The following is a 25,615-nucleotide window of genomic DNA, read 5'->3' on the forward strand; positions in this document are numbered from 1 at the left end:
ATTTCAGCTGGCCTCTTGAAACTCTCTGAAGCGCTCAGCCAGTCGGTCTTTCGAGGGCTTGTCCTTCGAGCGTGAGGGTGTGAACAGCGATCGGCCATGCATCTCCTGCAAGCCATGTAGCAGCATTGGACCGTCACGCTCTTCCAAGAGATCGCTGTTGATGCGAACCTCGTAGTCGGGCGTGATGCCTAGGAACTGCTCGTCGTAGGCGGCGTGGTGGATCTTGCACAGACTGAGACCGTTGTCGACAGTCGGAGTGCCGTGGGGTTGTCCATCCGCGATGATGTGCGCGGCATCCAGAAGCTTTGCGTGTTTGAGATTGCATACAGCGCACTGGCATTCGTATGCCCGAAGGACTCGACCCCGAAACTCGGGCTGATGCAGCCGCTGTTTGGTGATGCGTTGCGCGTACTGACGTTCGAGCGGAAGGAGGTTCAATGGGTCCGAGACCGAACGAAGCGTGTCATCCAAGGCGATCATGAAGCGGCGGTTGGGTTTATCGTCGGCGATCACGTAGACCGGAACTACCGGCACGAACACCCCATCCGCAATCTTGCGGAGCAAGATCAGTGGTAGGTCAAACTCCAATGCAGCGCGGAGCTTCTTGTTGTCCCCCTCTACGCTGCCTTCTCGATATGCATAGGCGAAGAGTGAGTCGCCGATCTCTTCGTCTGCATACTTGCTCTTGGGATCGGAAAGGATCGATAGCGTCGCCAGCATGTCCCTCGGGTTCCGAATGCCGCGGTTGCGGTCGACCAGACGATGAGTCCGGCCGTCCACTGTGAAATCCCAAAGCTGTTGGCGGGTAACGGCACCCGTCTCGCGAACCATCTCCTCGAGGTGCTTGAAGATTTCCCCCCGGAGTATGGCCTCCGTGTCCCTGTCCGCCCTAACCATGACGCGAGTTTGTCATGGAGGCCGGAGTGTGTCGATCTTCAACGCCACTGTTTTTGACAGGTGCGCACAGTTGGCACGGACTGTCGGTAGACGTCGCAGTCTAGGTGATGTGTTCCCGGCCGCGAGGTTTCGTGAAGGCGTCGCTCAGGGGCACTGTCCCGGACCTGTCGATATCGGTTGGCGTTCGCCCGATGAGCTGGTCCAAGGCTGCCGAACCCCTGTGCAATACGGCGGCGAGCGTCTCGGCGTCCAGGGAGATCTCGATCTCCCTGTTGTCAGGTCCGAGAATTACCGTGGCGAACTGCCTGCTTTCGTCGACGGTAACTCGCACGGGACAACCTGGTGAGGTGAGAGCCCAGGTTCCTATGGTTACGGGCGGTTGGTTGAACATCGCGCCTCCTTCGCTCGTGGTTGATGTCGAAAGCACATCATCGATCCGGGGTGCTGGGTACCCTGAACTGGGTCACCCAGTGGTATTCGCCTGGATCTGCAGAGCAGCAATCAGACTGGGTGGGTGCTACCACCCAGTACGGGTGCCGATCCCTGGAGAACGCATGGATGAGGTCGGTTCTACCTTGCCGAGGCGCCAACTCGGGCGCTATGTGCGTGAAGCACGGTCAGCTATGGCGATGTCGCAGGAGAAGGTTGCGCGGCTGGCCGATGTCAGCTCTTCGGTTCTTCAGCGGCTTGAGCGCGGGGTGTCGACCCGTGTGAAAGTGCGTGATATGCAGGCGATTTGCGAAGTGTTAGAGATGTCGGAGGTGATGACTGCGGCGATGGTGGGGTTGCTGAGACAGTCCTCTGAGAAGAGTTGGTGGTATGAGTACGGCAGCTTGATGCCCGCGGACTTCGATGTGTATGTCGGGCTCGAAGCTGCTGCTCAGAGACTGATCACTTATCAGCCGGCGCTGGTGCCGGGACTCCTGCAGACCCCGGACTACGCCCGAGCTCTGATTCGCGCAGTGAAGCCTGCTGAGAGTCCTGTGGAGCACGAGCGGCGCGTCGAGTTGCGGACCAAGCGGCAGGCAATGGTGACTCGGCGGCGCCAGCCACTGCATCTGGATGTCTTGCTGCACGAATGCGTGTTGCGGAGCAACGTGGGCGGGGCTGATGTCATGGCCGGGCAGCTGCGACAGTTGGCGGAGATCGGGAAGCTGCCGAATGTCTGTGTACGCGTGCTGCCCTTCAGTGCTGGGGCTCCTGTGGGAGATCCGGTGGGGCAGTTCGCGATTCTGGAGTTCGATCCCGAGGTGAAGGGTTCAGCAGCAAGTCCTCCGGTGGTGTACGTGGAGAGCTTTGTCGGTTGCCTTTATCTGGAGAAGGAAGACGATGTCCGCCGTTACTATCGGGTTCTCGAGAGTCTTCAGCGCGTGTCGCTGGACGAGACGACCAGCCGTGGCCTGCTACGGCAGGCAACCAAGGAGTTTTCAGCGTGACGGCCGATGCACGATGGTTCAAGAGCAGTTATAGCGGCGACAAGGCCGATTGCGTCGAAGTAGCATTCGTCGGCGGTGTGGTTGGGGTTCGTGACTCGAAAGATGTAAGCCAGCCGGCGTTGGCGCTCTCGGGCGAGATGTGGGACGCATTCATTCGTGACATAGTTTCCGGCGTTGCCGGGCCCGTGCTCGGCTAGCGTGAGTTATGACCGCTGAGCAAGGAGCGCCTGAGATCGCTGGCGTGCGTCGTCGGCTCGTCGAGGCACGTGGAGTGCAGTTTCATGTGAGCGAATCGGGGAGTGGGGTACCGGTTCTCGCGGTGCATGGATGGCCGCAGCATCATTTCGTGTACCGCGATCTGCTCGGTGATCCTCCGGAAGGGCTGCGGGTCATCGCGCCGGATCTGCCGGGGTATGGGTGGTCTGGGCCTGCGCCGCATGGGTGGGCGAAGGACGATGTGGCGAGTGATGTGCTGGCGTTGATGGATGCGCTGGGGTTGGACGAGAAGGTCTTGTTGGTGGGGCATGACTGGGGTGGGTTCGTGGGGTACCGGATGGTGTTGCGGGAGCCTGAGTGGTTTCGGGGGTATCTGGTGTTGAACATGGCGCATCCCTGGGTGCCTGCGAAGGTGGTGGCTCGGCAGGCTTGGCGGATGTTGGCTTACCAGCCTTTGATTGCGGGGCTGGGGATGCCGTTGCAGCGGCGGACTCGGTTCTTGGAGTGGTTGATCGGGAACGCTGCCAGCGATCCGACGGTGTTCGACCATGAGACGGTGCGGGTCTATTCGGAGAGATTCAAGGATCCGGTCGTTGCCAGGGCTGCTACTGATACGTATCGGACGTTCTTGCTGAAGGAGGTGCCTGCCTCGGTGCGGAAGCCGGAGCGCCGACGCGGCACCCTGCCCATTCGGGCGTTGTTCGGAGTGGATGACGCGGCGGTCCACTACTCGCTGGCGGCGGCGGAGAGTGCGCGCGCCGATGATTACACGGTCGAAATGGTCCAGGGGTGTGGGCATTTCATTGTGGATGAGCGGCCGGAGTTGGTTCGGGAGCGGTTGGTGGCGTTGGCGCGGGAAACTGGGTGAGGTCGGCCTGGTGCTCCATTTTGTGTGAGGAATTGGCTGTTTGCAGCCTGGATCGAGTGGTTTGTGGAGGGTGAGGCCGGTTATCGCCCTCGGCGGCTCCTCCTGCGCCGCCGAACAACCTCAACTGTCTCCTCTGCGCACGCATCCAACGATTGGAAGATGTCAGACGCCGCATAACGCAGCACCAGCCAACCGTTGAGGAGCAACGCGTTCTGCCGACGTCGGTCGAGGCGGAAAACAGCAGGCGCGCTGTGGAATTCACGGCCATCGATCTCGACGATGACCCGGGATGCTTCGTCTACGAAGTCGACGCGAAATGGCCCGATCGGGTGGTTGGCCAGCAGAGTGAGACCTCGGTCGCGCAACGCACGTGCGAAGAGTCGCTCAGGTTCGGACGCATGGTGGATTGCCGCCTTGCGGAGCTGCGAGTAGAGGGCGCGAGACCCTCGAATACCGCTGTGGCAGAGGTCGAGCACTTCCTGAGGGTTGACTGTTCTCGGGATCTGGTTGTCGATCAGCGCGTCGGCTTCCGACCGTCCCAGAGTGGCTACACAGTCCATCAGCGTCAACGCCGCCGACGTGACCGGGAGGTCATGGAGTTCGGATTTCCACTCCGGCGCGAGACTACGACGATAGATGCGAAGCCAAGCAGGAGTCTCCCGCCGGATGTTCGCGGGAACGATGGCTTCGACGTTCGGCGGCTCGGGCAGCATGCCGTGCAGCCATGCCGCGGTGCGATGGGAGAGGACCGCGCTCGGAAGCCATGCAATCACCGCTTCGCATCTGGTGATCCTCGTCGGTGGCTCGAGGCTGTAGACGTTGGGAAGAAGCCGGGTGTACGCGCCTCGGCGGCAGCGGTCGTCGATGGTGCTCGACGGAACGCCGTCCGCCAGCAAGTCGGCACGGGTACGGATCACCGATTGAGAGTGGCACTGAGGTGGCTGGTGAGAATCCCAGCGACCTGGGCAGAGGTGCACGCTGTGGATGAATCATCGATATGTGGAGACCCTCTGTGTCTATTCCTGGGAGGGCTCCGTGACTACGGTTCGGTCGACTGCGGTTGATTGGTAAGCGGTGTCGCCGAGGACGTGAAGTCGTCCACGGTCTCGAGGGTGTAGTTACCGTGGTCGGTGCCCAAGCCTTGGGCGACCAGAGCGGCGGTCGCCAAGCCCAACCGGACGGCGGCGGGGAGGTCTCGGGTGAGGGTGATGGCGCGGAGGAAGCCGGCGGAGAAGGCGTCGCCGCAGCCGGTGGTGTCCACGACTGTTGTCTCGTAGGCGGGGAAGTCTTGGATGAGGGTGGGGGAGAACAGGAGTACGCCTGCGGGGCCTCGGGTTACCGCGAGGGTGTCTACGCCGGCGGCGTGGAGGATGTGGCAGCCGGCTAGGAGGTCTTTGGTGCCGGTGAAGCCAAGGACCTGGTCTTCGTTGGGGAGGAGGTAGTCGAGGTGGGGGAGGGCGGGGGCTATGGCGGCCAGGGAGCCCATGGAGCCGGGGGCCAAGAGGTCGGCGGAGGTGGTCAGGCCCAGGGACTTGGCTTGCTGGAGGATTCGGGCCGCGTTCATGGGGCCCAGGAGTTCCGGGCCGCCCAGGTGCAGGTGGGTGGCGGTGGAAATCTCGTCCCAGTCGATGTCTTCGGGGGCGTAGAAGGGGTTGGCGCCCAGGAGGTGGAGGGTGGGGCGGTCGCCGTTGGGGTGGATGGGCAGGACCGTGGTGGAGGTGGGGTGGTCGGGTTTGCGGACCACGAGAGAGGTGTCTATGCCTGCCTTTTCGAGCAGGTGCAGGAGGAAGTCGCCGTTGGAGTCGGTGCCGATGGCGCCTGCGGTGCGAACGGAGGCGCCGAGCTTGGCGAGGATTACGGCGGTTCCGGCAGCTGTGCCCGCGGGGGTGATGCGGATGTTCTCGACGAGGGCGGTCTGCTGGCCCTCGGGGAGGGCGGAGACGGGGTGGACGAGGATGTCCAGGACGTGGACGCCCATGGTGATGATGGTCATTCGTGTTCCTTGGCAAGGGGTTTGGTGGAGCCGTAGCCGGTGGTGAGGGCTATCGCGATGACTGCTTGCTGCTGTTCGGGGGTGAGGGGGCGGGGGGTGCCGAGGGTGGCGGCGTCGAGGTAGAGGGCGCAGGCCCATTCCAGGAGGAGGGCGTTCTCGACGGCCTGGTTCAGGGTGGCGCCCAGCGTTACCGCGCCGTGGTTGGCGAGGAGGGTGGCCTGCTTGCCGGTCGAGAGTGAATTCGCCACGGCCGCAGCCAGTTCGGGGGTGCCGAACGGGTGGAATGGGACGACGGGAGTTTCGCCGCCGAGCACGAGTTGCTGATAGTGGAGAACGGGCAGCTCGTCCAGTACGCAGCCGAAGGCGGTGGACTTGGGGGCGTGCGTGTGGACGATCGCCTTCGCGGGCAGAGTGCGGTAGATGCCGAGGTGCAGTTGGAGTTCCGAGGTCGGGGCGAACTCACCGGCGATGACGGTGCCGTCCAAGTCGACCAGCGTGACCTGCTCGGGGGTGAGTTCGGCCAGCACCGCGCCGGTGGCGGTGATCGCGACGACTCCGCCGCAGGGTGGCGTAGGGGAGGCGATAGGTCCGGCGCACTCCCGATCGACTGTTCCGCCGCTCTCACGACCGACGCTCCCGGCGTCTGTGTCGGGCCCGTTCGACCGGCGTTCATTTGTGGCGATGTCGCTGGGATGCTCTTCGGCCGGGCCGCGGCCGATAGTGACGGCTCGTGCGCAGGCGTCGTCCAAGCGGACGCTGGCATTGCCCGCGGTGCCGATCAGGAGGCCGGCGGCGGCCAAGCGGTGGCAAGCCTCGGCGATGTCGATACGGACCGACTCCGCGGTCGCGAGTGCTCGTGCGGACTCTGGCCGCGGGTGAGCGTGTTCCGAGCCCGTGGCCGGACTTGTCAGCGCGGCGGCTGCCTGCGCTTCTCCCGCTACGGAGGAATGCTCCCCATATGAGGCGGGTTCCGGGTGTTCCGATCGCGGCGGGGCGGGCATGGAGCTAATCTACAAAATCTGAATGAGATTCGCATTCGTATTCGGGAAGGAAGTTATGGCGGAGGTGCCGGTGCGGCGAGTGCCACGGCAGGCGCGGAGCCGGGAGCGGCTGGCGCAGGTGTTGGCGGTGGCCGACCGGCTGGTCGCGACCGAGGGCGTCGAGGCGCTGCGGATGGTGCGGCTGGCGCAGGAGGCGGGGATCTCGGCGGGATCGCTGTATCAGTACCTGCCGGATCGGGACGCGGTGCTCGCGGCCTTGGCGGAGTCGTATCTGGAGCGGATCGAGGTGGTGCTGGCGGAACTGGTCACCGCATCCGCGCGGGAGCGATGGGAGGATCCGGTGGCGGTGCTGGTGGACGGATTCTCGGAGATCTATCGGCGGGAGAACGGGTTTCGGGCGCTGTGGTTCGGTCAGCACGGCTCCGAGGCGATCCGGCACGCGGATCGGGCGCACAAGCGGCGTATGGCGGACGGGCTCCGGATCGTGCTGCTCGCACAGCAGGCGGTGCCCGATCGAGATTGGCTGCCCGACGCCTGCTTGAGCGCCCAGCTCATGGCGGACGCGCTGATGCAGGAGGCCTTTCGAATCGACCCGGAAGGTGATCCGAAACTACTGCGGGAGTTGAAGTTCGGGCTGCGCGGCTACCTGGCGGAGCTTTCGCGCCGCGATGACTGAGTGCGGATGGGCGGCCGTTCTGGTTCCGAGTCTTGCTCGCCCGGCCGGTAGTGCCCGATCGGGATCGGCTGCAGGCTCCCTCACGATGCTCGAGGTGCTTCGGGTGGAACCGGCTGGTAGCCCCCCGCCACGAAAACCCGCGTCGATTCCGTCTCGCCCCGCCGAGACGTCCTCCGGCGGTCGCGGTGGGCGTCGAGCGGTGCCGCGCCGTCAAGCGGTCGCCGCGCTAGCGCAGTGGATTCGCGTCCGGCGCGGGCATCGGCCGGGCGCTCTCGAAGCCCGAAGGTGCTGTGGGAGTTGGTTCCCCCGGCGCGGCTAAGGTTCGGTCCGCTCGGTGAACCGGCCCGCCGATCGGTCCGGGCCCACTATGTGGCGGATCCCTCGCTTCGCCGGGGGTCGAGTCCCGAATGAACGACCGTCCTGCTTCGAGTTCGCGGATTCTGCTGTGGGTGCGAGTGGGCCGGTGGGCGCGGCCGGAGTCCGAGAAGGGTGAGGGTGGACGTCTCGGACTCCGTCATCGGTGCTCGATCACGCCGACCGGAATCGTGAGAGTGGGCGGTTCGGATGTCAGTTGGTGTGCCAGGTGACGACATCGCCGAGATCCGCACGGCTGGTGTGGAATCCGTTCACGGCGTGGTCGGAGTCCGGGTAGCCAAAGGAGACGCCCGCGATGATCTGGCGGTGCTCCGGGATGCCGAAGTACTCGTGCAGGAAGGGCGAGTAGGTCGCGAGCGCCGCCTGCGGGGCGGTGGCGATACCGAGGCTTTGGGCCGCCAGGAGGAATGAGGTCAGGTACAGGCCGCAATCGACTGCGCCGTAGACACCCAGGTCCGCCTCGGTAGTCAGGATCGCGACGTGAGGAGCGTCGAAAAGCTCGAAGTTGCGGAGCATTTGGCGCATGGAGCCCTCGTGGTCGCCGCGGACCACCCCGACCGCCTCGTAGAGGGCTCCACCGCATTCACGACGGCGGTCGCGGTAGACCCCGTTGTAGGCGGCAGGGAAGGGGAGGTCGGAGTCGGGCGCGGTGCCGTTCATGTGGTCGAGCAGGGCCTTGCGGAAACGGTCGGTGGCCGCCGGGTCGTCGGTGATGCTCAGCTGCCAGGGCTGGGTGTTGCACCAGGACGGGGTGCGCTGGGCCAGGTGCAGGACGCGCTCGATGGACTCGCGGGGAACAGGATCGGGGCGGAAGGCCCGGCAGGTGTAGCGGTCGGAGAGCAGGGAGTGCAGGACGGAATAGCGGTCCGTGCCGGTCGCTCCGAGAGCGGCGCTGGTGGGTCCGGGCAGTCCTGTGGTCGGGGAGTGCCCGGTGGCCGTCGCATCCGGGCCGCTCAGGGGCTCGATGCCTGAAGTGGCGGTGTTGTCTGACATGGGTACCCTCTCGATCGATCGGAACCGGTCTCGTTTTGAGACCGATTCGACTCGGTCTCATATTAAGACCACTTGGGTAGGATTGGAAGATGCGCTATGAGGAGCTGGCCGAGGAGCCGTGTTCGATTACGCGGTCGCTGGTGGTGTTCGGGGATCGCTGGACGCTGCTGATACTCAAGGCCGCCTTCGCGGGCGTGCGTCGGTTCAACGGGTTCCAGTCGTATCTGGGGATTTCCAAGGGGCGGCTGCAGGATCGGCTCGATCGGCTGGTCGAGCATGGGATTCTGCGCAAAGCGCCCGCGGAGACCGGGGCGTACGAGGAGTACCGGCTCACGCCCAAGGGGCACGATGTGTACCCGATTCTGATGGCGTTCAAGGACTGGGGGGACACCTACGTCGCGCCCGACGGACCGCCCGTGTACTACCGGCACCGCGATTGCGAGGGACAGGCGCACGTTCGGCTCGAGTGCGACCACTGCGCCGGGGAGCTCACCGCGCGCGATGTCGTACCGCTACCGGGGCCGGGAATGACCGCTTGATCCGTGCATGAGCGTCGCTTCGCGGCTGTGGAAGGTTGCGGTAGGAGGGTCGGAGCGCTGCTGCTCCGTCGGAAAATGCCCGTGATCGGACTGCGCGACATCCGTATAGTCGCTGCGATGTCCAGGGTTGTGGTGCGGCCGGCCGAGGTGGCCGACGAGAAGTTTCTGTGGGAGATGCTCTTCGAGGCGTCGTATTCCCATGAGCAGGGCAGGGTTTCGCCTGATGAGTTGCGTGGGGTGCCGTCGTTGGCGCATTACGTGCAGGGGTGGGGCGCACCGGGGGATCTCGGCATGATCGCCGTGGAAGGTGACAGTCCGCGTGGGGCCGCGTGGCTGCGGTTGTTCACCGGTGACAATGCCGCCTACGGGCATGTGGACGACGACACTCCGGAGTTGGCAATCGGTGTCGTGCCGGGGATGCGTGGAGCGGGACTGGGGATGGTGCTGATGCACAACCTGCTCGAGTCGGCGCGCTCCCGGTATCCGGCGGTGAGTTTGAGTGTGCGGCAGGAGAATCCGGCGCGTCGGCTCTACGAACGACTCGGGTTCGTGGAGGTGCCGGCGTTGTCGCACACGAATCCGGCGGGCAGCACCAGTGTGACGATGGTGCTTCGCTTCGGCTGATCGCGGCTCATCCGGTGCCGGGCCCTGGTGGCGCAAGCCGCGATACGGCGCGATCGTGTTGTGCCGGTGCCGATTACGTATGTGGCCGGATGCTGAACGCGAGTCGCCCTGGGGCGACGTAATCCTTCGGGTCCAGGAGCATCTGCAGCTTCGGGCCGCCGGGGATGCGTGCCAGTTCCGTCCCGAGAGGCGTCTCGAAGGCTTCGCCACGGGCGGTGATCAGCGGCAGCCAGTTGTCGTGGTGGTTGGGGACGAACACCTTCGGGCGCAGGGCTTCGATGTAGGTGCGGGGGTCGCGCAGGCCGTTGAAGAATTGGTTGTAGCCCTGGACCGCGCCGACGTGCACGTCGGAGGCGGGGAGGGTGCGGAGCACATCCACGACTTCGGGGGCCTTGTCCAGCAGTGGACCGGAGGAGTCGTGCCAGGTGAGGGTGAAGTGCTCGGTGCGGAATTGGTAGAGCAGGACACCGCCTTCGGGGTCGGTGAGACGGCGGGCCAGGTGGGCGGCGTCGGCGAGAGAGGGTGGGTACCTGCGGATGTCGCCGACGCAGGGGGTGGGGATGACGCGGTCCGAGGCGTCGGGGCCCTCGTGGCGGGAGGTGGGGGCGGAGTGGATATGGCGGATCGCCGTGACCGACAGGCCCTCGGCGAGTTCGAAATCGTAGCGGTCACCGGGTAGTGAGGAGGCGGAACCCAGTTCCTCGCACGGGAATTCGGGTGACTCGCTGATCTGCTTGCGGGCGGTGGCGCAGTGCTCGGCGGTGCCGTACAGGACCGCGCCGCTGGCCTGGGCGATCGGACCGGCGTCGGCGGCGTGGTCGAAATGGCCGTGGCCGATGAAGATCGCGGCGGGGCGCAGGGCCGCGACCTCGGTGGGGGTGGTTGGCACGTAGCCGGAGGTGACGCCGCGCGGAACCCAGGCGTCCAGGAGCAAGACCGTACCGCCCAGGGCGACAGCGAAACTCGCGCAGCCGAACCAGGTCAGGATCGCCTGATCCGCGCGGACGGAACCGGTGTCGGGATCCACGGCGTCGACGCCGAAGAAGCGCTGCCGGGCCGCGACGGTCTGCGCGAGGGTGGGTCGCTCGATGGCGGGCGCGGCCACTCGTTCCGCCAGGCCCGACAAGCCTCGAGCAATCGGATTGAACGCCACCCGTGTTCCTCCCACTGTGTTCTCGACGAACCAACCGGAAGCATCCCGCACCCGAGTGCGCTGCCCCGGCGGCCGGCACGCCGTAAGGCATCGCGACCGGTGGATCGCGATGGAAAGGTGCGCCCCCGGATCGGGTCGCACGTCAACTCCCGCATTCTTCACGGATCGGGCGCAACTGTCATCTGGTTCTCGGCGTCAGAGGCCCTGGGACCGGCCGGATTCGGCGGCGTTGCCTTCCGTGCGACTGAATGTCACGTGGGTGACCCGGTCCGAGGACTCCACCCGGGTGCACTCGTAGCCCGGGAGCGTGCCCAGATCGTCGTACAGCCGCTCGCCCGCGCCCAGCAGGATCGGGACCACGGCCAGGTGCAACTCGTCCACCAGTCCGGCCTTCAGGAACTGGCGCACGGTCGACGACCCGCCACCGAGTCGCACGTCCTGACCGCCCGCCGATTCGAACGCGCGCTTCAGCACTGACTCCGGTGCGTCGTCGACGAAGTGGAACACCGTGCCGCCCTCCATCGACACGGTCGGGCGTGGGTGGTGGGTGAGCACGAACGTGTCGTGGTGGTAGGGCGGGTTCGGGCCCCACCAGCCGGTCCAGGAGTGGTCGGGCCATTCCCCGCGGACGGGGCCGAACATGTTGCGGCCCATGATGGTCGCGCCGATATTGACGTCGCCCGCGATGGCGTGGTCCTCGTCGAGGCCGCCCGTGCCGGTGGCCTGCTCGCCCATCATGTCCCGGCCGTAGTCGGTATCGAAGATCCAGGTGTGCAGCGCCTCACCGCCGATGCCGAGCGGGTTGTCGAGGCTTTGATCGGGGCCGGCGACGTAGCCGTCCTGGGAGATCGACAGGTTGTGTACGCGAAGTTTCGGCATTTCCGACCCTCTCTAGTGGTTGCGATTTGCAAGCAGTTGTTATGATAGGGGTAACTGGTTGCGGATCGCAATCGGTTGGCTCGAAAAACTGTGGGAGGCAGGGATGCAGGCTCGCTCGGGATGCCCGATCAACGCGACCATCGAGGTCATCGGGGACAAGTGGACCCTGCTGGTGCTGCGCGACGTCATGTTCGGCAATCGCAGGCACTTCCGGGAACTGCTCGCGGGCTCGGAGGAGGGCATCGCCTCGAACATCCTGTCCGATCGGCTCAAGCGATTGGTCGCGGCCGGACTGCTCAGTCGCGAGGACGTCCGGCAGGGGCAGAAGGCCGAGTACCGGCTCACCGAGGCCGCGATCGAGCTGGTTCCGATCATGGCGCACCTCGGCGCGTGGGGGACGAAGCATCGTCCCACCACCGAGCGGCTGCGCGTGCGCGCGGAACTGTTGCAGGAAGGCGGCCCGGAGCTCTGGGACGAATTCATGGACGAACTTCGCGAATCACATCTGGGCACACCGCTTCCGCGGCGCGAAGGACCCCGCGCCACCGAGCGCCTCGCTCGGGCCTACGACGCCGCCGTCGCACGCGAAAGCCGATAGCCGAGACCTTGCCGTTGCCATCGGCTACCGCTCGGTGAATGTCGGGACCACACCGTGACGAACCAGTTGGCAAACGTTCAGCCCCTTGTGAGAAGCGCGGCGTTGTATCGAAACCAGGGGTAGCTGAACGAAGGCTGCCGATAGGGCAATTGGGGTCCCACCATGTACAACGACGTGCATGTGGCCGCGCGGGAAAGCGAAGACCACAAGTACACGATGCGAATCAGCCGGCTGGCCATCGACAAACTCGGGATCCGGCTCTACGACCGGGTTTCGGCGGTGCTGGCCGAACTCATCGCCAATGGCTACGACGCTGATGCCACCGAGGTGAACGTCCAACTACCCTGGGGCGTCACGCTCGCCGGGACGATTCGCGCCGCGGACGAACCCGCGTATCGGATCGTCGTGTCGGACAACGGGCACGGGATGACCGCCGCCGAGGTCAACGCCCACTATCTGATGGTCGGTTCCGACCGCAGGGTGCGCACCGGCTCGGACCTGTCCCGCGAGCGGACCCGACCGGTCATGGGCCGCAAGGGAATCGGGAAACTGGCCGCCTTCGGCATCTGTCGCACGATCGAGGTGATCACCGCCGGCAGCCATTCCGGGGATCGCACCCCGCAGGGGTGGCCCGTCGCGCATCTGGTCATGGATCTGGACGACATGCTGTCGGACACCGAGCGCGACTACTTCCCGAAAACCGGTGCGCTGGACGGCACTTTCGCCGCCGACCGCGGTACCACCGTCATCCTGAGCAACTTCTTCCGCAAACGGGTGAACTCCGGCACCGAACTGAGCCGGCAGCTGGCCGCGCGCTTCGGTATCGAACGATCGGACTGGCGGGTGCTGGTGCGCAACAGCATCGGCTCGGAAAGCTTCCTGCTCAGTGATCTGGCCATCGACGTGATGGAGGAGACCCGTGTGGACGTCGGGCGCGTGCCGGTCCGATTCGGGCGGCAGTTCCTGCCGGTGACCGGATGGATCGCCTACTCGAAACAGCCCTACCGCGATGACGCCATGGCCGGGGTGCGCATCTACGCCCGCGGCAAGATCGTCGCCCAGACAAGGGATTTCGGCATACCCGCCGGATTCACCGGCGAGTTCAAGCTGCGCTCGTATCTGGTCGGCGCGATCCATGTGGACTGGCTCGACGACGACGAGGACATGGTGCGCTCGGATCGGCAGGACATCATGTGGAACTCCCCGCGCGGGGAGGCGCTGGCGGAGTGGGGACGAGCGCTGATCAAGGAGATCGGCCGGCTGGGCGAGAAGTCCATCCGGCGGCGGGTCTGGGAGGAGTTCGTCGAGCGCTCCCGCATCCACGAGCTGCTGGAGTCGATCGCGCCGGGGGACAGGATGTTCCGGGACTCGGTGCTGGACGCCGCGCGAATTCTGGTGGCGCACAAGGATCGTTCCTCCATGGATGATCCGTCCCATATCGAGAACATGATGCGCCTGGCACTGTCGCTCGGTCCGCAGCGGAGTCTGCTCGAGACGCTGAAGGAGATCGCCGACGAGGAGGGCGATCCGGGGCTGGACGTGGTCGTGGCGCTGTTCGAGCGGGCGCGGGTCGCGGAGATCTACTCGCTCGGCCAGATCGCCAGTGAGCGGGTCGCGGTCGTGGATCGGTTGCGCGATCTCATCGACGATCGGCGCTCGCTCGAGCGGCCCTTCCAGGAGCTGATCGAACGCGCGCCGTGGCTGCTCGCGCCGGAATGGACGCCGCTGGGGATGAACGAGTCGCTCAAGCGGGTGCGGTCGAGTTTCGAACGCTGGTACGCGCAGAAGTTCGGCACCGCGCTGCTGACCACTGCCATCGGCAGCGAACGGCGCGAACCGGACTTCGTGCTGCTGCACGACTCCGGCGAACTGTGGATCGTCGAGATCAAGCGGATGGATTATCACCTCACCGACGAGGAGTACAACCGGGCGGTCAACTACCTCTACGAGCTGGATCGGTTCCTCGAGGAGAATCCGCGCATCGGGGCCCAATTCCCGCGCCGGAGACTGACTTTCATCGTCGATCACATCGACCGGCTCGGGCCCGCGTCGCTCTCCTCGCTCTTCAGCGATCAGCGGGTGGACCGGCGCACCTGGCGCGAACTGCTCGATGCCACCCTGCGAGCGCACCGCGATTTCCTGGACCGCGTCTACTCCATGCGCGGGGCGCAGGACGAGCCGCCGGGAGTCGAGCGCGCCGGGTGAGTGCGCGCTCGACCGGGGCGCATGACACCATGGACGACGCCACGCGTGGGGACGTGACGGCGTCGTTGAGACAATGCCGCCTGAAACGTTGCAGCCTCGGTGCGCTGCGGCCCGACAGTCGAAAAGGTTTGGGGAATGGTGCACGGCACGGTGAAGTGGTTCGACAGCGAGAAGGGCTTCGGCTTCATCACCCCCGACGGCGGCGGCCCCGACGTGTTCGTGGAGTACACCGCCGTCGAGGGTGACGGATTCCGCTCGCTGGCCGAGGGTCAGCGGGTGGAGCTCGAGGTGCGTCGCACGAAGCCCGGCCCGGAAGCCGTATTCGTACGAGTCATCCCTGTACGCGGCTTCTGAAAAACTCGGCTGCCAGCGCCTGTGCGCGGGAGCGCCGTTCCGGATCATCTCCGGTGAATTCCGCTGCCGCTCGTGTGAACTCGGTTCCGATGAAATCGGCGATCGGCCGCGGAGCCGTGCCGGACCCCATTTCCCGTGTTCGTGACTTCAGCTCGGTCAATTCGGTGATCGATTCGACGAGATCAGCGGGCAGATCGCATTGATCGAGCAGGGTCGGCAAATGCATGGGCGCCACCGCTCTGTCCGGATGTTCCGCCAGCCAGCGCAATGCCATAGCGGGTCGGAGTGAATAGAACATCTTCTTGAGCGACCCACTGCCGTCGAACAGCCGCCACTGTCTTCCGCCCAGATGCAGATAGTGTCTGGCCACCCGGTTGCGGTCGGCGATATCGTCGGCGAGGTCGCGCAATTCGTCCCGGAATCGCGGGTCACCGCGATACACGATCGGCGACATCAGCCACTCGATGAGCACGGCATTGCCGTTCACCAGCAGGCGCAGCGCCTTCACCAGATCCCAGCCGTTCACGTCGAGCAGGCCGATGAGGGGTGTCTCGATCACGTCGCGGCCGGGCCAGGGCGTCAGGTAGTCCCGCAGCGGGCGCACGTAGACGAACCGGCAGTCGTAATCGGAGTCCGGTGACGGGAAACCCCAGGCCCGGCTACCGCTTTCGATGGCAAGGGGCACGGTGACGCGGTGCTCGCGCTCGATCCGGTCCAGTTCGCCGTCGATCGTCGCGACCACTGCCGGGTCCATGGAGGTGGGGATCGAGCGCAAGGTCATAGCCGGTGAGGCTAGCCGGGCGGGGCGCCCCAGGTCCACGCGATTTCGCGGCGGCACTGCCCCCAGAAATAGGGGCGTAATTTGTCCGTTATAGGCGGCGAATTCGACCGGAATATGAACTGGACCACAGACCAGTTGCCTGGTGACCCCGATCACATCAGCGTAATACCCGTAACGGCATCGAAAATGCCGCCGATAGGCTTCACGTCAGACAGTAAAGACGCATTACTTGGAGAGGTACTCTTATGATCCCCGTTATCATCGACACCGGTTCCGCTGCTCTGAACGGCCTGCTCAGCACCGGCTCCGCCGCGCTGCACGGCATCCTCAGCACCCTGTGGACCGGTTCCTTCGGCGGCTGATTCCGCCGGACGTCGATTATTCGACTTCTGAAAGCCGGCCTCGGACTTCGCAGCTCCGAGGCTGGCTTTTGTCGTATTCGGACCGAATTCATAAATTCGACTTTCGACGCCTGTCGATCGAATCGGAGTGGTCGTCGCCACGTTCTTCTCGGCACGACATGACTCGCGGTATGTTCTACGTTGTCCCCGATGAATATCGATGCGCTCCGGGCGAGCTGGCGTCAGGTCGAGCGGATCGGCGATGAGGCCACGCAGTACTTCTACGCCCATCTGTTCCTGGCCCACCCCGAGGTCCGGGAGATGTTCCCGGTCCGGATGAGCATCCAGCGCGCCAAGTTCTTCGCCGCGCTCGGCCGGATCGTCAGCAATGTCGAAACCCTGGCGGACGACCCGGAATTCGTGGCCCAGCTGGGGCGCGACCATCGCCGCTTCGGGGTCGTCGCCGCGCACTACCCGGCGGCCGGTGGTTCGCTGCTGGCCACGCTCGCGCATTTCCTGGGCCCGCGCTGGACCGATGAACTCGCCCAGACCTGGAACGATGCCTACTGGGCGGTCGCGGGCATCATGACCAGCGCCGCCGATCAGGCCGCCGGCGACACCCCCGCCTGGTGGGACGCGGATATCGTCGCCACCGAACGGCGCAGTCTGGACGTCACCGTGCACACCGTGCGCCCGCATCAGCCCTACTCCTATGTCGCGGGACAGTCCGTGGCGATCGAGATCCCGCAGCGGCCGCGGCTGTGGCGCTACTACTCACCCGCCAACGCGCCCCGTACGGACGGCAGTTTCGACATCCACGTGCAGGTCGTGGACGGCGGTGAGGTGAGTGGTGCGTTCGCGCGCTCCGCGCGCTCGGGCCAGCAGATCAAACTCGGTGCACCCGTCGGCACGGCGCTGGCGATCGCGCCCGACGCCGCCGAGAAACTGCTGCTGATCGCGGGTGGTTCGGGCCTCGCGCCGCTGCGCGCGGTGCTCGATTCCATCGAACGTTCCTGGCACGAGACCGGTTTCGCGCCGCAGGTGCGGCTCTTCCACGGTGTGCGGGCGGCCTGGAATCTCTACGACCACGAGGCGTTGTCCGCGCTGACGGACTATCCATGGTTCGGATACACCCCGGTCGTCTCGGAGGATCCCGGATTTCCAGGCGTGCAGGGCACGGTCGGCGCGGTCGCCGCGCGCGGTCTGGATCTGGCCGGATGTACCGCGCTGGTGTGCGGTTCGCCCGCCATGGTCACCGCGACCGTCTCGGACCTGTCCATCGCCGGAGTGCCGAGACATGCCATCAGATACGAAACCTTCGGTCAGGCAGAGACTTTCGAACCCGTCGCTGACCGGGGTACCGCAAAGCACAGTTCCGACAAGGTTGCCCAATGGATGTGAAACCCGAAGACCTGCACGCTGTCCGGTTCAAGCCGGCGAGGCTGGGCCGTCGCGGCTACGACGCGGACGAGGTCGATCGCTTTCTCGAACCGCTGCGCGGCACGCTGACCAAGCTGGCGCGCGAGAACCGTCAGCTCACCCTCACCAGCAATGCCGAGGAACTCGCGCGCCTGCAGCGGGAGAACATTCAGCTCTTCGCCAAGTGCGAGACCATCGAACTGCAGATGAAGACCATGGCCGGTCCCGGTGAGGTGTCCGAGATGCAACGGCAACTGGCCCATGCCAATTGGGAGATCTCCCGGTTGCAGCGCGAGCTGGAGCGCGATGCGCTCGGCATCAGCGCGCAGGCGGTGAACGTGCTCAACCGGGCGCAGTTGTCCGCGGACTCCATTGTCGAGCAGGCCGAACAGCACGCCCGCGAGTTGATGGCCGTGGCCCGCGCGCAACATCGCGAACTGCTCGCGCACAAGCGCGACACCGGCGGGGAGAGCGCCGGATACGACCCGGACGCGGAGAGCCAGCGTCTCGCGCAGATGCGCGCCTATACCGAACTGCTGCGCACTCAGCTGCGTGTGCTGATCCAGACCCTCTCGGTCGAGGTCGACAAGCTCGCGCTGCTGCCGATGACGGGTGAGGCGACCTGTGCCGCGCTGCCCGGGAGTGAGCTGCCGGAGTCGCCGTACGCACGGGGACTGCCGGTCAACGGGTCGGGGTATGCGGCCGAAAGCTGATGCCGCCGACGTGAATCAGAGGGAAGCGGAGGATCCCGTATGAATATCGAAGCCTTGCAGGCGAGTTGGGTGCAGGTCGAGCAGGCCGGTCCGGAAGCGGTGCAGTACTTCTACACTCACCTTTTCCAGCACAACCCCGAGGTGCGGGGGATGTTCGCCGAGGACCTCTCGCCACAGCGGGAGCGGTTCCTGGCCGGACTCGCCCGCATCATCACCACCGTCGACACACTCGGTGACGACCCGTCGTTCGTGCAGAATCTGGGCCGCCACCACGCCGGACTCGGTGTCGTGGCCGCGCACTACCCTGTTGCCGGTGCGTCGCTGCTGGCCACACTCGAGTTCTTCCTCGGGGAGAGCTGGACGCCGGAACTGCAGGCGACCTGGACCGCCGCGTACGGCGCGGTGGCGGATCTCATGATCGAGGCCGCCGACGCGGCAGCGGCCTGACGCGACGATCGGCCGCCGGATGACGCGAGCTCAGCCCGTGCGCGGACTCGGCGGCCGCCGGTTTCCGTCGTGACGGTGGAAGCCGGGAAACGGAATTCGAATACGCTGTTCACGCGCCTTTTTCGGCTCATGGCCAGCGTTGTCGAGCCCCGCTGCCGAAGGAATCGGCACGACGCGAGGCGCCCACCCGGGTGTTGTGGCTAGTCGCCGTACGAACCGCCCGCGGAACCGCTGCCGACGATGCACAACGGGTTGTTCACCATCAGCGCCTGGGCCGAGCCGGAGGAGGATCCGGTGATGCCGGAATCGACGGCGGGGGTGTTCGGGGCGGTAGCGGCGGGATCGCCGGAACCGCCGAGCAGCATCGAACGTCCGTCGAGGTTGCCCGGGGCGGCGACGTCCAGCAGATCCAGCACGGTCGGCGTGACATCGGCCAGCGTGTAGCCGTTGTTCTGCGCTCCGCTCGCGAAGCCCGGGCCACGCGCGATCACGAAACTGGCTGTCTCATAAGCGCTCTGGCCGCCGTGTCCGCCGCTGGGCTTGTGGCCGTGGTCGGTCGTGACCAGGATCGTCCAGCGCTCGTCGGTATGGGTGGCGGCGCGCTCGTCGACCGCCCGGGTGATCTTGCCGACCAGTCCGTCCACCCGCCCGATGGCGTCTCGATACGCCTGCGGCCAGATGCCGCGCAGCGTGTGGCCGACGATGTCCACCTGGTCCAGGTGGGTGAAGGTCAGATCCGGGCCGTCCTCGGTGACCGCCGAGACCACCTGGGCGGCGGCGTTCGAATCCGCCGTCGTCTCGCACACTCCCGCGCCCGAGGGGTCGAGCTGGGTGACCGACACCCGGTCGGCCGCCGGACTGCCGGTGCGCGCGATCATGCCGATCTTGTCCCAGGTGCCGAGCGACATCGTGGACAGGCTCGGCCGCGCACGCTCGAGCTGTGTGAACACCGTCGGATATTGCGCGAAAGGTGTTGGGTTGCAGGTGGAGTCGTTGTCCTTGATGCCGTGCTTGGTATCCCAGACACCGGTCAGCGCGGTGGCCCAGGAGACGCAGGACATGGTGGTGTGCGGTGCGATCGAGGTCCGCGCCAGGGTGCCCTCGGCGGCGAGGCGGCCCAGATTGGGGGCGTTTGCGGCCTGGATCTCGCTGTAGAGCGTGCCGTCGATCCCGATGACCACGACCTTGTTCACCACGGGTGCGGCGGAGGCGGGGGCCGCGGCGGCGAGGGGAAGAGTGGCCAGCGCGGCGGCGGCCAGTATGCGATGCGTCCGGGTCATGGGCGGCAACCTAGCCAGCGGGGAGCGATTTCGCAGCGGAATTGGACAATTGACCACAAGAGTCCCGGTCGGCGGGAAATGCCCGATTTCGCCCGTGTGACGGCACCCGCCTACCGGGCGGTAAGGGCACCCGAAATCGCGCCCACTAAGCTGACGCCCGTAAATTCCGGTTCCCTTCCTCAGGAGTACCCCACCGTGAGCCAAGCAGGCCTCCCTGTTGTTCTGATCGCCGACAAGCTCGCCCAGTCGACCGTCGACGCGCTGGGCTCCGGCGTCGAGGTCCGCTGGGTGGACGGCCCCAACCGCCCCGAGCTGCTCGCCGCCGTGGTCGATGCCGACGCGCTGCTGGTGCGCTCCGCGACCACCGTCGACGCCGAGGTGCTCGAGGCCGGCAAGAACCTGAAGATCGTCGCCCGCGCCGGCGTCGGCCTCGACAATGTCGACGTGCCCGCCGCCACCGAGCGCGGCGTCATGGTCGTCAACGCGCCGACCTCCAACATCCACACCGCCGCGGAGCACGCCGTCACGCTGCTGCTCTCGGCCGCGCGCCAGATCCCGGCCGCCGACGCCACCCTGCGCGAGCACACCTGGCAGCGCAGCAAGTTCAACGGTGTCGAGATCCTCGGCAAGACCGTCGGCGTGATCGGCCTCGGCCGGATCGGCCAGCTTTTCGCGCAGCGCCTCGCCGCTTTCGAGACCAAGATCGTCGCGTACGACCCCTACACCTCCCCGGCCCGCGCGGCCCAGCTCGGCATCGAGCTGGTGTCCCTGGACGAGGTCCTCGAGCGGGCCGACTTCATCTCGATCCACCTGCCCAAGACGCCCGAGACCAAGGGCATGCTCAACGCCGAGACCCTCGCCAAGACCAAGAAGGGCGTCATCATCGTCAACGCCGCCCGCGGCGGTCTGATCGATGAGCAGGCGCTGGCCGATGCCATCAAGTCCGGCCACGTGCGCGCCGCCGGTCTCGACGTGTTCGAGACCGAACCCTGCACCGACAGCCCGCTTTTCGAGCTGCCGCAGGTCGTGGTGACCCCGCACCTGGGCGCCTCGACGTCCGAAGCGCAGGACCGCGCCGGCACCGATGTCGCCAAGTCGGTGCAGCTCGCCCTCGCCGGTGAGTTCGTGCCCGGCGCGGTGAACGTCACCGGTGGTTCGGTCACCGAGGATGTCGCCCCCTGGCTGGAGATCGTCCGCAAGCAGGGCGCGCTGCTCGGCGCCCTGTCCTCGGAGCTGCCGGTCAGCATCGAGGTGCAGGTGCGCGGCGAGCTCACCGCCAATGATGTTGCGATCCTGGAGCTTTCGGCTCTGCGCGGTGTGTTCTCGGCGCTGATCGAGGACTCGGTCACCTTCGTGAACGCTCCCTCGCTGGCCAAGGACCGCGGCCTCGAGGTCACCGTCACCACGGTCTCGGAGAGCCCGACCCACCGCAGCCTGGTCGACCTGCGCGCCGTGTTCGGCGACGGCAGCACCCTGAACGTGGCCGGCACCCTGACCGAGCCGCACCAGGTCCAGAAGATCGTCAACATCAACGGCCGCAACTACGACATGCGCGCCGAGGGCCTGAACGTGGCCGTCCTGAACTACGAGGACAAGCCGGGCCAGCTCGGCCGCCTGGCCACCAAGCTCGGCGATGCCGGCATCGACATCCTGGCCGCCCAGCTGACCCAGGACCTCGAGGCCGACGGCGCGACCGTCATCCTGCGCGTCAACAAGGATGTCCCGGCCGAGGTGCAGTCCGCCATCGCCGAGGCCGTCGGCGCGACCAAGGTCGCCCTGGTCGACCTGGACTGAGAACGTCGGGCGTCCGCGTCCGAAAGCTGTTCCCGCCGAGCCTCTTCCGCACTCCGGAAGGGGCTCGGCGGGCGTCAGTGCCCGCGCGAGGCTCGTGCCTCGACCGCTTCCTTGGCCCGCACGAGATCGGCCGTCGGATCGAGTGCGCGATACGCCTTGATCGCGTGAATCTTCTTGCCGCGGGCCAGGAGCTCGTCGACCTCGCGATAGTCGAACTCGAGGCTCGGGTCGGGAATGCCGAGATGCTCGATGATCGAGTCGAGTTTTCGCTCGAGACGGTCCAGCTTTCGCTCGAGTCTGTAGATGCCGAACATCCCCCGACGCTACCGATCCCGCGGCCGTCCCAGTGTGTGGGAGCGGTTCGCCCTGGTGACAGGGGTGGGACAACCACCCGCTATCGTGGCGATCGGACTTTCGCCCACCTGCGCGCGAGAGTGGTCACGGGCGTATATCCGAACGGAGCTTGCTTTCATGAAACTCGCTGTCATCCCGGGCGACGGTATCGGACCCGAGGTCATCGCCGAGGCGCTCAAGGTGCTCGATGTGGTGGTGCCCGGTGTCGAGAAGACCGAATACGACCTGGGCGCGAAGCGGTTCCATGCGACCGGTGAGATCCTGCCGGACAACGTGATCCCGGAGCTCAAGCAGCACGACGCCATCCTGCTGGGCGCGATCGGCGATCCGTCGGTGCAGAGCGGTGTGCTCGAGCGCGGGCTGCTGCTGCGCACCCGTTTCGAGCTCGATCACCACGTGAACCTGCGGCCGTCGCGGCTGTACTCCGGCGTCACCAGCCCGCTGGCCGGCAACCCGGACATCGACTTCGTGGTCGTGCGCGAGGGCACCGAGGGGCCGTACACCGGCACCGGCGGCGCCATCCGAGTGAACACCCCGCACGAGGTGGCCACCGAGGTCAGCACCAACACCCGCTTCGGTGTCGAGCGCGTGGTCCGCTACGCCTTCGAGAAGGCCCGGACCCGTCGCAAGCACCTGACCCTGGTGCACAAGAACAATGTGCTCGCCTTCGCCGGTTCGCTGTGGACCCGCACCGTCGCCGAGGTCGCCGCCGAGTACCCGGACATCGAAACCGCGTACCAGCACATCGATGCCGCGACCATCCACATGGTCACCGATCCGGGCCGATTCGACGTGATCGTCACCGATAATCTGTTCGGCGACATCATCACCGACCTGGCCGCGGCCGTCTCCGGTGGCATCGGCCTGGCCGCGTCCGGCAATATCGACGCCTCGGGCGCCAACCCGTCGATGTTCGAGCCCGTGCACGGCTCGGCTCCCGATATCGCGGGTCGGTCCAAGGCCGATCCGACCGCCGCGATTCTCTCGGTGGCGCTGCTGCTGAACCACCTGGGCAAGTCCGACGAGGCCGCGCGCATCGAGGACGCGGTCGCCAAGGACCTCGCCTCGCGCTCCGGCGCCGCCTCCACCGTCGAGGTCGGCAGCCGGATCGCCGCCGCGATCTGACACACGTTCACTCGAAGCCCCCGCCCCGAGATCGACTCGGGTGACGGGGGCTTCGCTGTGTGCGCGATGGGCGGAAATCGGTCCTCGGATGCCCGATTTCTGTCCGTTATGCGAAACCTGATGGGGCAGTGAGACATATCGCATTCATGCATTCGGATGCGAAAACGTAACGGGGGCAGGTCTTCCGGATTTGCCGGAAATCCGCAAACACCTCCGCCGGGTCCCGTGCGGGGGAGCGGCGCCGGGCCCGGGCGGAGGTGATCGGTCAGCGGGAAGCTGTGGGTACCAGAGGGATTGCGGCTACGGCGATGACGGCGGCCAGCGCGAACGTCGCGGAGAATCCGGCGGCGGTGATGAGCGCGCCGAACGCCGGCGCCACCGCGGCCGCGGCCAGGTTCTGGCCGGTGTTCTGAACGCCCAGTCCCCGTCCGGACCAATAGGGCCCGGCGATTTCGGCAACTGCCGTGAAGGCCAGGCCGTTGTCTGCCACAGTGATAACGGACGCCGCGATCAGCAGCGGGACGGCGGCCCACCAGGTGTGGGCCCAGGTCGCTATGGCCAAGGCGGACATGGAGATTGCCGCCGCGACCGCGACCGTGCGCAGCGGCCGCAGCCGACTGCCCACCCGGTCGGACCACACACCCGCGCCGATTCGCCCGCCCGCGCTCAGGATCTGGGCCACGGTCACCAGCGCGCCGGCGGCGGCCAGGGACCAGCCCACGTCCCGGTGCAGCCACAGCAGCGCGAAAGTCCAAATGGTGGCCTGCGGAATGACCAGCAGCACCGAGACGGCGTGGATCCGCCACAGCGTCGAATCGCCGCGGTACGGGTTGGCGGGTTTTCCTGTGTCGCCCGGAGATTGGGGCCGGGGCGGGTCCACGATGCCGATCAGGCAGCTGACGGCGGCGATTCCGGCCATCACGGCGGGCACCAGGATGGCGGTCGAGAACCCGTGTGCCGCAGCGACTGCGGGGATGGTCATGGCCCCGATCGCGACGCCCAGCGGCTGCGCCGTCTGCCGGATTCCCATGGCCAGACCGCGCTGATTCGCCGGGAACCAGCCCACGATCACCCGGCCGCTGGCCCCGTTGGTGCTGCCCGCGCCCAGGCCGCCCAGGAACAGCGCAATGCCCAGTGCCACATGGCTGGTGACCGTCGTGGCGGCGATTCCGGCCGCGAACATGATGGCCGGTCCGGCCACCAGAACCTTGCGCTCGCCGATGCGATCCATCACATAACCCCAGGCGATCAGCGTGCAGACCAGGCCGATCGCGGGCATCGCGACCAGCAGTCCGGCCGTGGCCAGGCTCATCCCGTGATCGGTCAGGGCGGGCAGCAGGAAGGGGGTGCCGTTGACGAAGACCGCACTCGACCCCTGCGCGAAGACGCCGAGCGCCAGCATGGTCCACCGTCTCGACGTGCCGATATGTGTCACGGTGGACATTGGCGATCACCTCTTGTCTCAATATGTGGAACATGCGTCTTACAGAGTGAACTGTGGCCATCACGTTACACCTGATGCGTCTGGCTATTTCCGGGGCAAGCTGTCTGTTTGCTCACACCTGTCGGGTGATCTTGGTCGGGGCGCGTGCGACGGTGAGTTCTCTTGCGTATAAGGGCTTTCCACATCCCACGCGACCCGATGCGGGAGGACATGCCGCGCCGGCCCCGAGGGGTGGCCGACGGTGCGCCCCGCTCGCGTTCGCGCTCCCCGCGTGTCCTGCGGTCGGGCGCGTTTGGGCAGGTCCAAGCCCGTAGATAGGATGCGAGCCATGCGCCTAGGTCGAGTTGCCAGCCCAGATGGGGTCGCTTTCGTCAGCATCGAAGGGGACGGCGGCGACGCCGTGGCCCGAGAGATCGCCGAACATCCGTTCGGCACCCCCACGTTCACCGGCCGCAGCTGGCCGCTGGCGGACGTGCGCCTGCTCGCGCCCATCCTCGCGAGCAAAGTGATCTGCATCGGTAAGAATTACGCCGCACACGCGGAGGAGATGGGCGGTCCCGCACCGGCGGATCCGGTCATCTTCATGAAGCCGAATACGTCCATCATCGGCCCGAATGCCTCTATTGTGTTGCCGCCCAGCTCGTCTCAGGTGGACTACGAGGGCGAACTGGCCATCGTCATCGGCCGCCCCTGCAAGGACGTCCCGGCCGCTCGCGCCGCCGAGGTGATCCTGGGCTACACCGTCGCCAACGACGTCACCGCGCGCGATCAGCAGCGGCACGACGGCCAGTGGACCCGCGCCAAGGGTTATGACACCTTCTGCCCGCTCGGCCCGTGGATCGAGACCTCCCTGGACCCTTCGGATCTGGAGATCGTCACCGAGCTCGACGGCGTGGTGAAGCAGCGCAGCCGCACTTCACTTCTGCTGCACGATATTCCGAAGCTCATCGAATGGGTGACCACCGTGATGACTTTGCTCCCCGGCGATGTCATCCTGACCGGGACTCCGGAGGGCGTCGGCCCGATTCAGGCCGGTCAGAACGTGTCCGTGACCGTGTCGGGTATCGGCACGCTCACCAATCCCGTTGCCGCCAAACGCTGATCGAGAGA

The 25,615-nt window shown here is 66.2% G+C and carries 26 protein-coding genes; 15 read left to right on the forward strand and 11 right to left on the reverse strand.

Features of this window, described 5'->3' with window-relative positions:
- Positions 1–3 precede the first annotated feature (3 nt).
- A complete protein-coding gene (locus NJ1_RS13300) occupies positions 4–897 on the reverse strand; it encodes an HNH endonuclease (protein WP_067692601.1) in 894 nt (297 codons plus the stop codon).
- 554 nt (positions 898–1,451) lie between these two features.
- On the opposite strand from NJ1_RS13300, the gene NJ1_RS13310 reads away from it, so the two are divergent.
- The 3 genes from NJ1_RS13310 to NJ1_RS13315 are packed head-to-tail and all read left to right on the forward strand — an operon-like array spanning position 1,452 to position 3,417.
- Positions 1,452–2,333, forward strand: a complete 882-nt coding sequence (locus NJ1_RS13310) for a helix-turn-helix domain-containing protein (RefSeq protein WP_067692607.1) — start codon at positions 1,452–1,454, stop codon at positions 2,331–2,333.
- A complete protein-coding gene (locus NJ1_RS38980) occupies positions 2,330–2,530 on the forward strand; it encodes a DUF397 domain-containing protein (RefSeq protein WP_157573928.1) in 201 nt (66 codons plus the stop codon). The genes NJ1_RS13310 and NJ1_RS38980 overlap by 4 nt, the downstream gene beginning before the upstream one ends.
- 8 nt (positions 2,531–2,538) lie before the next feature.
- The gene (locus tag NJ1_RS13315; protein ID WP_067692610.1) at positions 2,539–3,417 is read left to right on the forward strand and encodes an alpha/beta fold hydrolase; all 879 of its coding nucleotides are present in this window, start codon (positions 2,539–2,541) and stop codon (positions 3,415–3,417) included.
- A gap of 80 nt (positions 3,418–3,497) precedes the next feature.
- Here the strand turns inward: NJ1_RS13315 and NJ1_RS13320 are convergent, their stop codons facing one another.
- The 3 genes from NJ1_RS13320 to NJ1_RS13330 form a co-directional block, all read right to left on the reverse strand.
- Positions 3,498–4,334, reverse strand: coding sequence for a DUF559 domain-containing protein (locus NJ1_RS13320; RefSeq protein ID WP_157573929.1), 837 nt, complete (start codon positions 4,332–4,334; stop codon positions 3,498–3,500).
- Positions 4,335–4,456: 122 nt separating this feature from the next.
- Positions 4,457–5,410, reverse strand: coding sequence for a carbohydrate kinase family protein (locus NJ1_RS13325; RefSeq protein ID WP_067692613.1), 954 nt, complete (start codon positions 5,408–5,410; stop codon positions 4,457–4,459).
- A complete protein-coding gene (locus tag NJ1_RS13330) occupies positions 5,407–6,210 on the reverse strand; it encodes a class II aldolase/adducin family protein (protein WP_067692616.1) in 804 nt (267 codons plus the stop codon). The genes NJ1_RS13325 and NJ1_RS13330 overlap by 4 nt, the downstream gene beginning before the upstream one ends.
- A gap of 223 nt (positions 6,211–6,433) precedes the next feature.
- Between NJ1_RS13330 and NJ1_RS40820 the strand changes: the two genes are divergently transcribed.
- Positions 6,434–7,087 carry a TetR/AcrR family transcriptional regulator gene (locus tag NJ1_RS40820; RefSeq protein WP_067692619.1) on the forward strand — a complete coding sequence of 218 codons (654 nt, stop codon included), beginning with the start codon at positions 6,434–6,436 and terminating at the stop codon, positions 7,085–7,087.
- A gap of 567 nt (positions 7,088–7,654) precedes the next feature.
- Here the strand turns inward: NJ1_RS40820 and NJ1_RS13340 are convergent.
- A complete protein-coding gene (locus NJ1_RS13340; protein ID WP_084478107.1) occupies positions 7,655–8,455 on the reverse strand; it encodes a nitroreductase in 801 nt (266 codons plus the stop codon).
- An 89-nt stretch (positions 8,456–8,544) separates the two neighbouring features.
- Here NJ1_RS13340 and NJ1_RS13345 point away from each other — a divergent pair, with 89 nt between their 5' ends.
- Both NJ1_RS13345 and NJ1_RS13350 read left to right on the forward strand, forming a co-directional pair.
- The gene (locus NJ1_RS13345; protein ID WP_067692622.1) at positions 8,545–8,994 is read left to right on the forward strand and encodes a winged helix-turn-helix transcriptional regulator; all 450 of its coding nucleotides are present in this window, start codon (positions 8,545–8,547) and stop codon (positions 8,992–8,994) included.
- Positions 8,995–9,111: 117 nt separating this feature from the next.
- Positions 9,112–9,618: a GNAT family N-acetyltransferase gene (locus tag NJ1_RS13350; RefSeq protein WP_067692995.1), complete on the forward strand. Its 507-nt coding sequence runs from the start codon at positions 9,112–9,114 to the stop codon at positions 9,616–9,618.
- A 73-nt stretch (positions 9,619–9,691) separates the two neighbouring features.
- Here the strand turns inward: NJ1_RS13350 and NJ1_RS13355 are convergent, their stop codons facing one another.
- Together NJ1_RS13355 and NJ1_RS13360 are read right to left on the reverse strand one after the other, a co-directional pair.
- On the reverse strand, positions 9,692–10,771 hold the full coding sequence (locus tag NJ1_RS13355) for an MBL fold metallo-hydrolase (RefSeq protein ID WP_245717367.1): 1,080 nt from the start codon (positions 10,769–10,771) through the stop codon (positions 9,692–9,694).
- Positions 10,772–10,966: 195 nt separating this feature from the next.
- Positions 10,967–11,650, reverse strand: coding sequence for a dihydrofolate reductase family protein (locus tag NJ1_RS13360; protein ID WP_067692629.1), 684 nt, complete (start codon positions 11,648–11,650; stop codon positions 10,967–10,969).
- Between the two features lie 103 nt (positions 11,651–11,753).
- Here NJ1_RS13360 and NJ1_RS13365 point away from each other — a divergent pair, with 103 nt between their 5' ends.
- The 3 genes from NJ1_RS13365 (at position 11,754) to NJ1_RS13375 (ending at position 14,807) form a co-directional block, all read left to right on the forward strand.
- On the forward strand, positions 11,754–12,248 hold the full coding sequence (locus NJ1_RS13365) for a winged helix-turn-helix transcriptional regulator (RefSeq protein ID WP_067692632.1): 495 nt from the start codon (positions 11,754–11,756) through the stop codon (positions 12,246–12,248).
- A gap of 162 nt (positions 12,249–12,410) precedes the next feature.
- A complete protein-coding gene (locus tag NJ1_RS13370; protein WP_067692635.1) occupies positions 12,411–14,453 on the forward strand; it encodes an ATP-binding protein in 2,043 nt (680 codons plus the stop codon).
- Between the two features lie 135 nt (positions 14,454–14,588).
- Positions 14,589–14,807: a cold-shock protein gene (locus NJ1_RS13375; protein ID WP_067692639.1), complete on the forward strand. Its 219-nt coding sequence runs from the start codon at positions 14,589–14,591 to the stop codon at positions 14,805–14,807.
- Here the strand turns inward: NJ1_RS13375 and NJ1_RS13380 are convergent.
- A complete protein-coding gene (locus NJ1_RS13380; protein WP_067692642.1) occupies positions 14,785–15,588 on the reverse strand; it encodes a nucleotidyltransferase domain-containing protein in 804 nt (267 codons plus the stop codon). The genes NJ1_RS13375 and NJ1_RS13380 overlap by 23 nt on opposite strands.
- A gap of 551 nt (positions 15,589–16,139) precedes the next feature.
- Between NJ1_RS13380 and NJ1_RS13385 the strand changes: the two genes are divergently transcribed.
- From NJ1_RS13385 to NJ1_RS13395, 3 genes are read left to right on the forward strand one after another with little or no spacing between them, the layout of a single operon-like run.
- On the forward strand, positions 16,140–17,330 hold the full coding sequence (locus NJ1_RS13385; RefSeq protein ID WP_067692645.1) for a globin domain-containing protein: 1,191 nt from the start codon (positions 16,140–16,142) through the stop codon (positions 17,328–17,330).
- Positions 17,321–18,061 carry a DivIVA domain-containing protein gene (locus tag NJ1_RS13390; RefSeq protein ID WP_067692648.1) on the forward strand — a complete coding sequence of 247 codons (741 nt, stop codon included), beginning with the start codon at positions 17,321–17,323 and terminating at the stop codon, positions 18,059–18,061. The genes NJ1_RS13385 and NJ1_RS13390 overlap by 10 nt, the downstream gene beginning before the upstream one ends.
- Before the next feature lie 39 nt (positions 18,062–18,100).
- Positions 18,101–18,508: a globin domain-containing protein gene (locus NJ1_RS13395; protein ID WP_067692651.1), complete on the forward strand. Its 408-nt coding sequence runs from the start codon at positions 18,101–18,103 to the stop codon at positions 18,506–18,508.
- Positions 18,509–18,708: 200 nt separating this feature from the next.
- On the opposite strand, the gene NJ1_RS13400 is transcribed toward NJ1_RS13395, so the two are convergent.
- On the reverse strand, positions 18,709–19,788 hold the full coding sequence (locus NJ1_RS13400) for an alkaline phosphatase family protein (protein WP_067692654.1): 1,080 nt from the start codon (positions 19,786–19,788) through the stop codon (positions 18,709–18,711).
- A 195-nt stretch (positions 19,789–19,983) separates the two neighbouring features.
- On the opposite strand from NJ1_RS13400, the gene serA reads away from it, so the two are divergent.
- Entirely contained in the window at positions 19,984–21,582 is a 1,599-nt protein-coding gene (serA, locus tag NJ1_RS13405; protein ID WP_067692657.1) for a phosphoglycerate dehydrogenase, read from the forward strand.
- A 74-nt stretch (positions 21,583–21,656) separates the two neighbouring features.
- Here serA and NJ1_RS13410 read toward each other — a convergent pair whose 3' ends face one another.
- Entirely contained in the window at positions 21,657–21,896 is a 240-nt protein-coding gene (locus tag NJ1_RS13410) for a hypothetical protein (protein WP_067692660.1), read from the reverse strand.
- 157 nt (positions 21,897–22,053) lie between these two features.
- Here NJ1_RS13410 and NJ1_RS13415 point away from each other — a divergent pair, with 157 nt between their 5' ends.
- The gene (locus NJ1_RS13415) at positions 22,054–23,061 is read left to right on the forward strand and encodes a 3-isopropylmalate dehydrogenase (RefSeq protein ID WP_067692662.1); all 1,008 of its coding nucleotides are present in this window, start codon (positions 22,054–22,056) and stop codon (positions 23,059–23,061) included.
- A 265-nt stretch (positions 23,062–23,326) separates the two neighbouring features.
- On the opposite strand, the gene NJ1_RS13420 is transcribed toward NJ1_RS13415, so the two are convergent.
- Positions 23,327–24,505 carry an MFS transporter gene (locus tag NJ1_RS13420; protein ID WP_067692665.1) on the reverse strand — a complete coding sequence of 393 codons (1,179 nt, stop codon included), beginning with the start codon at positions 24,503–24,505 and terminating at the stop codon, positions 23,327–23,329.
- Between the two features lie 328 nt (positions 24,506–24,833).
- On the opposite strand from NJ1_RS13420, the gene NJ1_RS13425 reads away from it, so the two are divergent.
- Positions 24,834–25,607: a fumarylacetoacetate hydrolase family protein gene (locus NJ1_RS13425; protein WP_067692668.1), complete on the forward strand. Its 774-nt coding sequence runs from the start codon at positions 24,834–24,836 to the stop codon at positions 25,605–25,607.
- Positions 25,608–25,615 lie beyond the last annotated feature (8 nt).

The organism is Nocardia jejuensis NBRC 103114 (assembly GCF_001613145.1).
In the GTDB taxonomy this organism is placed as follows: domain Bacteria; phylum Actinomycetota; class Actinomycetes; order Mycobacteriales; family Mycobacteriaceae; genus Nocardia; species Nocardia jejuensis.

Excerpts from the sequence above, each read along its gene's own strand:
- NJ1_RS40820 (WP_067692619.1), top strand. The coding sequence starts at position 6,434 with ATGAGATTCGCATTCGTATTCGGGAAGGAAGTTATGGCGGAGGTGCCG.
- NJ1_RS13340 (WP_084478107.1), bottom strand. The coding sequence starts at position 8,455 with ATGTCAGACAACACCGCCACTTCAGGCATCGAGCCCCTGAGCGGCCCG.
- NJ1_RS13350 (WP_067692995.1), top strand. The coding sequence starts at position 9,112 with ATGTCCAGGGTTGTGGTGCGGCCGGCCGAGGTGGCCGACGAGAAGTTT.
- NJ1_RS13400 (WP_067692654.1), bottom strand. The coding sequence starts at position 19,788 with ATGACCCGGACGCATCGCATACTGGCCGCCGCCGCGCTGGCCACTCTT.
- NJ1_RS13415 (WP_067692662.1), top strand. The coding sequence starts at position 22,054 with ATGAAACTCGCTGTCATCCCGGGCGACGGTATCGGACCCGAGGTCATC.
- NJ1_RS13425 (WP_067692668.1), top strand. The coding sequence starts at position 24,834 with ATGCGCCTAGGTCGAGTTGCCAGCCCAGATGGGGTCGCTTTCGTCAGC.
- NJ1_RS13360 (WP_067692629.1), bottom strand. The coding sequence starts at position 11,650 with ATGCCGAAACTTCGCGTACACAACCTGTCGATCTCCCAGGACGGCTAC.
- NJ1_RS13365 (WP_067692632.1), top strand. The coding sequence starts at position 11,754 with ATGCAGGCTCGCTCGGGATGCCCGATCAACGCGACCATCGAGGTCATC.
- NJ1_RS13325 (WP_067692613.1), bottom strand. The coding sequence starts at position 5,410 with ATGACCATCATCACCATGGGCGTCCACGTCCTGGACATCCTCGTCCAC.
- NJ1_RS13380 (WP_067692642.1), bottom strand. The coding sequence starts at position 15,588 with ATGACCTTGCGCTCGATCCCCACCTCCATGGACCCGGCAGTGGTCGCG.
- NJ1_RS13390 (WP_067692648.1), top strand. The coding sequence starts at position 17,321 with ATGGATGTGAAACCCGAAGACCTGCACGCTGTCCGGTTCAAGCCGGCG.
- NJ1_RS13410 (WP_067692660.1), bottom strand. The coding sequence starts at position 21,896 with ATGTTCGGCATCTACAGACTCGAGCGAAAGCTGGACCGTCTCGAGCGA.
- NJ1_RS13375 (WP_067692639.1), top strand. The coding sequence starts at position 14,589 with ATGGTGCACGGCACGGTGAAGTGGTTCGACAGCGAGAAGGGCTTCGGC.
- NJ1_RS13315 (WP_067692610.1), top strand. The coding sequence starts at position 2,539 with ATGACCGCTGAGCAAGGAGCGCCTGAGATCGCTGGCGTGCGTCGTCGG.
- NJ1_RS13345 (WP_067692622.1), top strand. The coding sequence starts at position 8,545 with ATGCGCTATGAGGAGCTGGCCGAGGAGCCGTGTTCGATTACGCGGTCG.
- NJ1_RS13370 (WP_067692635.1), top strand. The coding sequence starts at position 12,411 with ATGTACAACGACGTGCATGTGGCCGCGCGGGAAAGCGAAGACCACAAG.
- NJ1_RS13420 (WP_067692665.1), bottom strand. The coding sequence starts at position 24,505 with ATGTCCACCGTGACACATATCGGCACGTCGAGACGGTGGACCATGCTG.
- NJ1_RS13310 (WP_067692607.1), top strand. The coding sequence starts at position 1,452 with ATGGATGAGGTCGGTTCTACCTTGCCGAGGCGCCAACTCGGGCGCTAT.
- NJ1_RS13385 (WP_067692645.1), top strand. The coding sequence starts at position 16,140 with ATGAATATCGATGCGCTCCGGGCGAGCTGGCGTCAGGTCGAGCGGATC.
- NJ1_RS13395 (WP_067692651.1), top strand. The coding sequence starts at position 18,101 with ATGAATATCGAAGCCTTGCAGGCGAGTTGGGTGCAGGTCGAGCAGGCC.
- NJ1_RS13300 (WP_067692601.1), bottom strand. The coding sequence starts at position 897 with ATGGTTAGGGCGGACAGGGACACGGAGGCCATACTCCGGGGGGAAATC.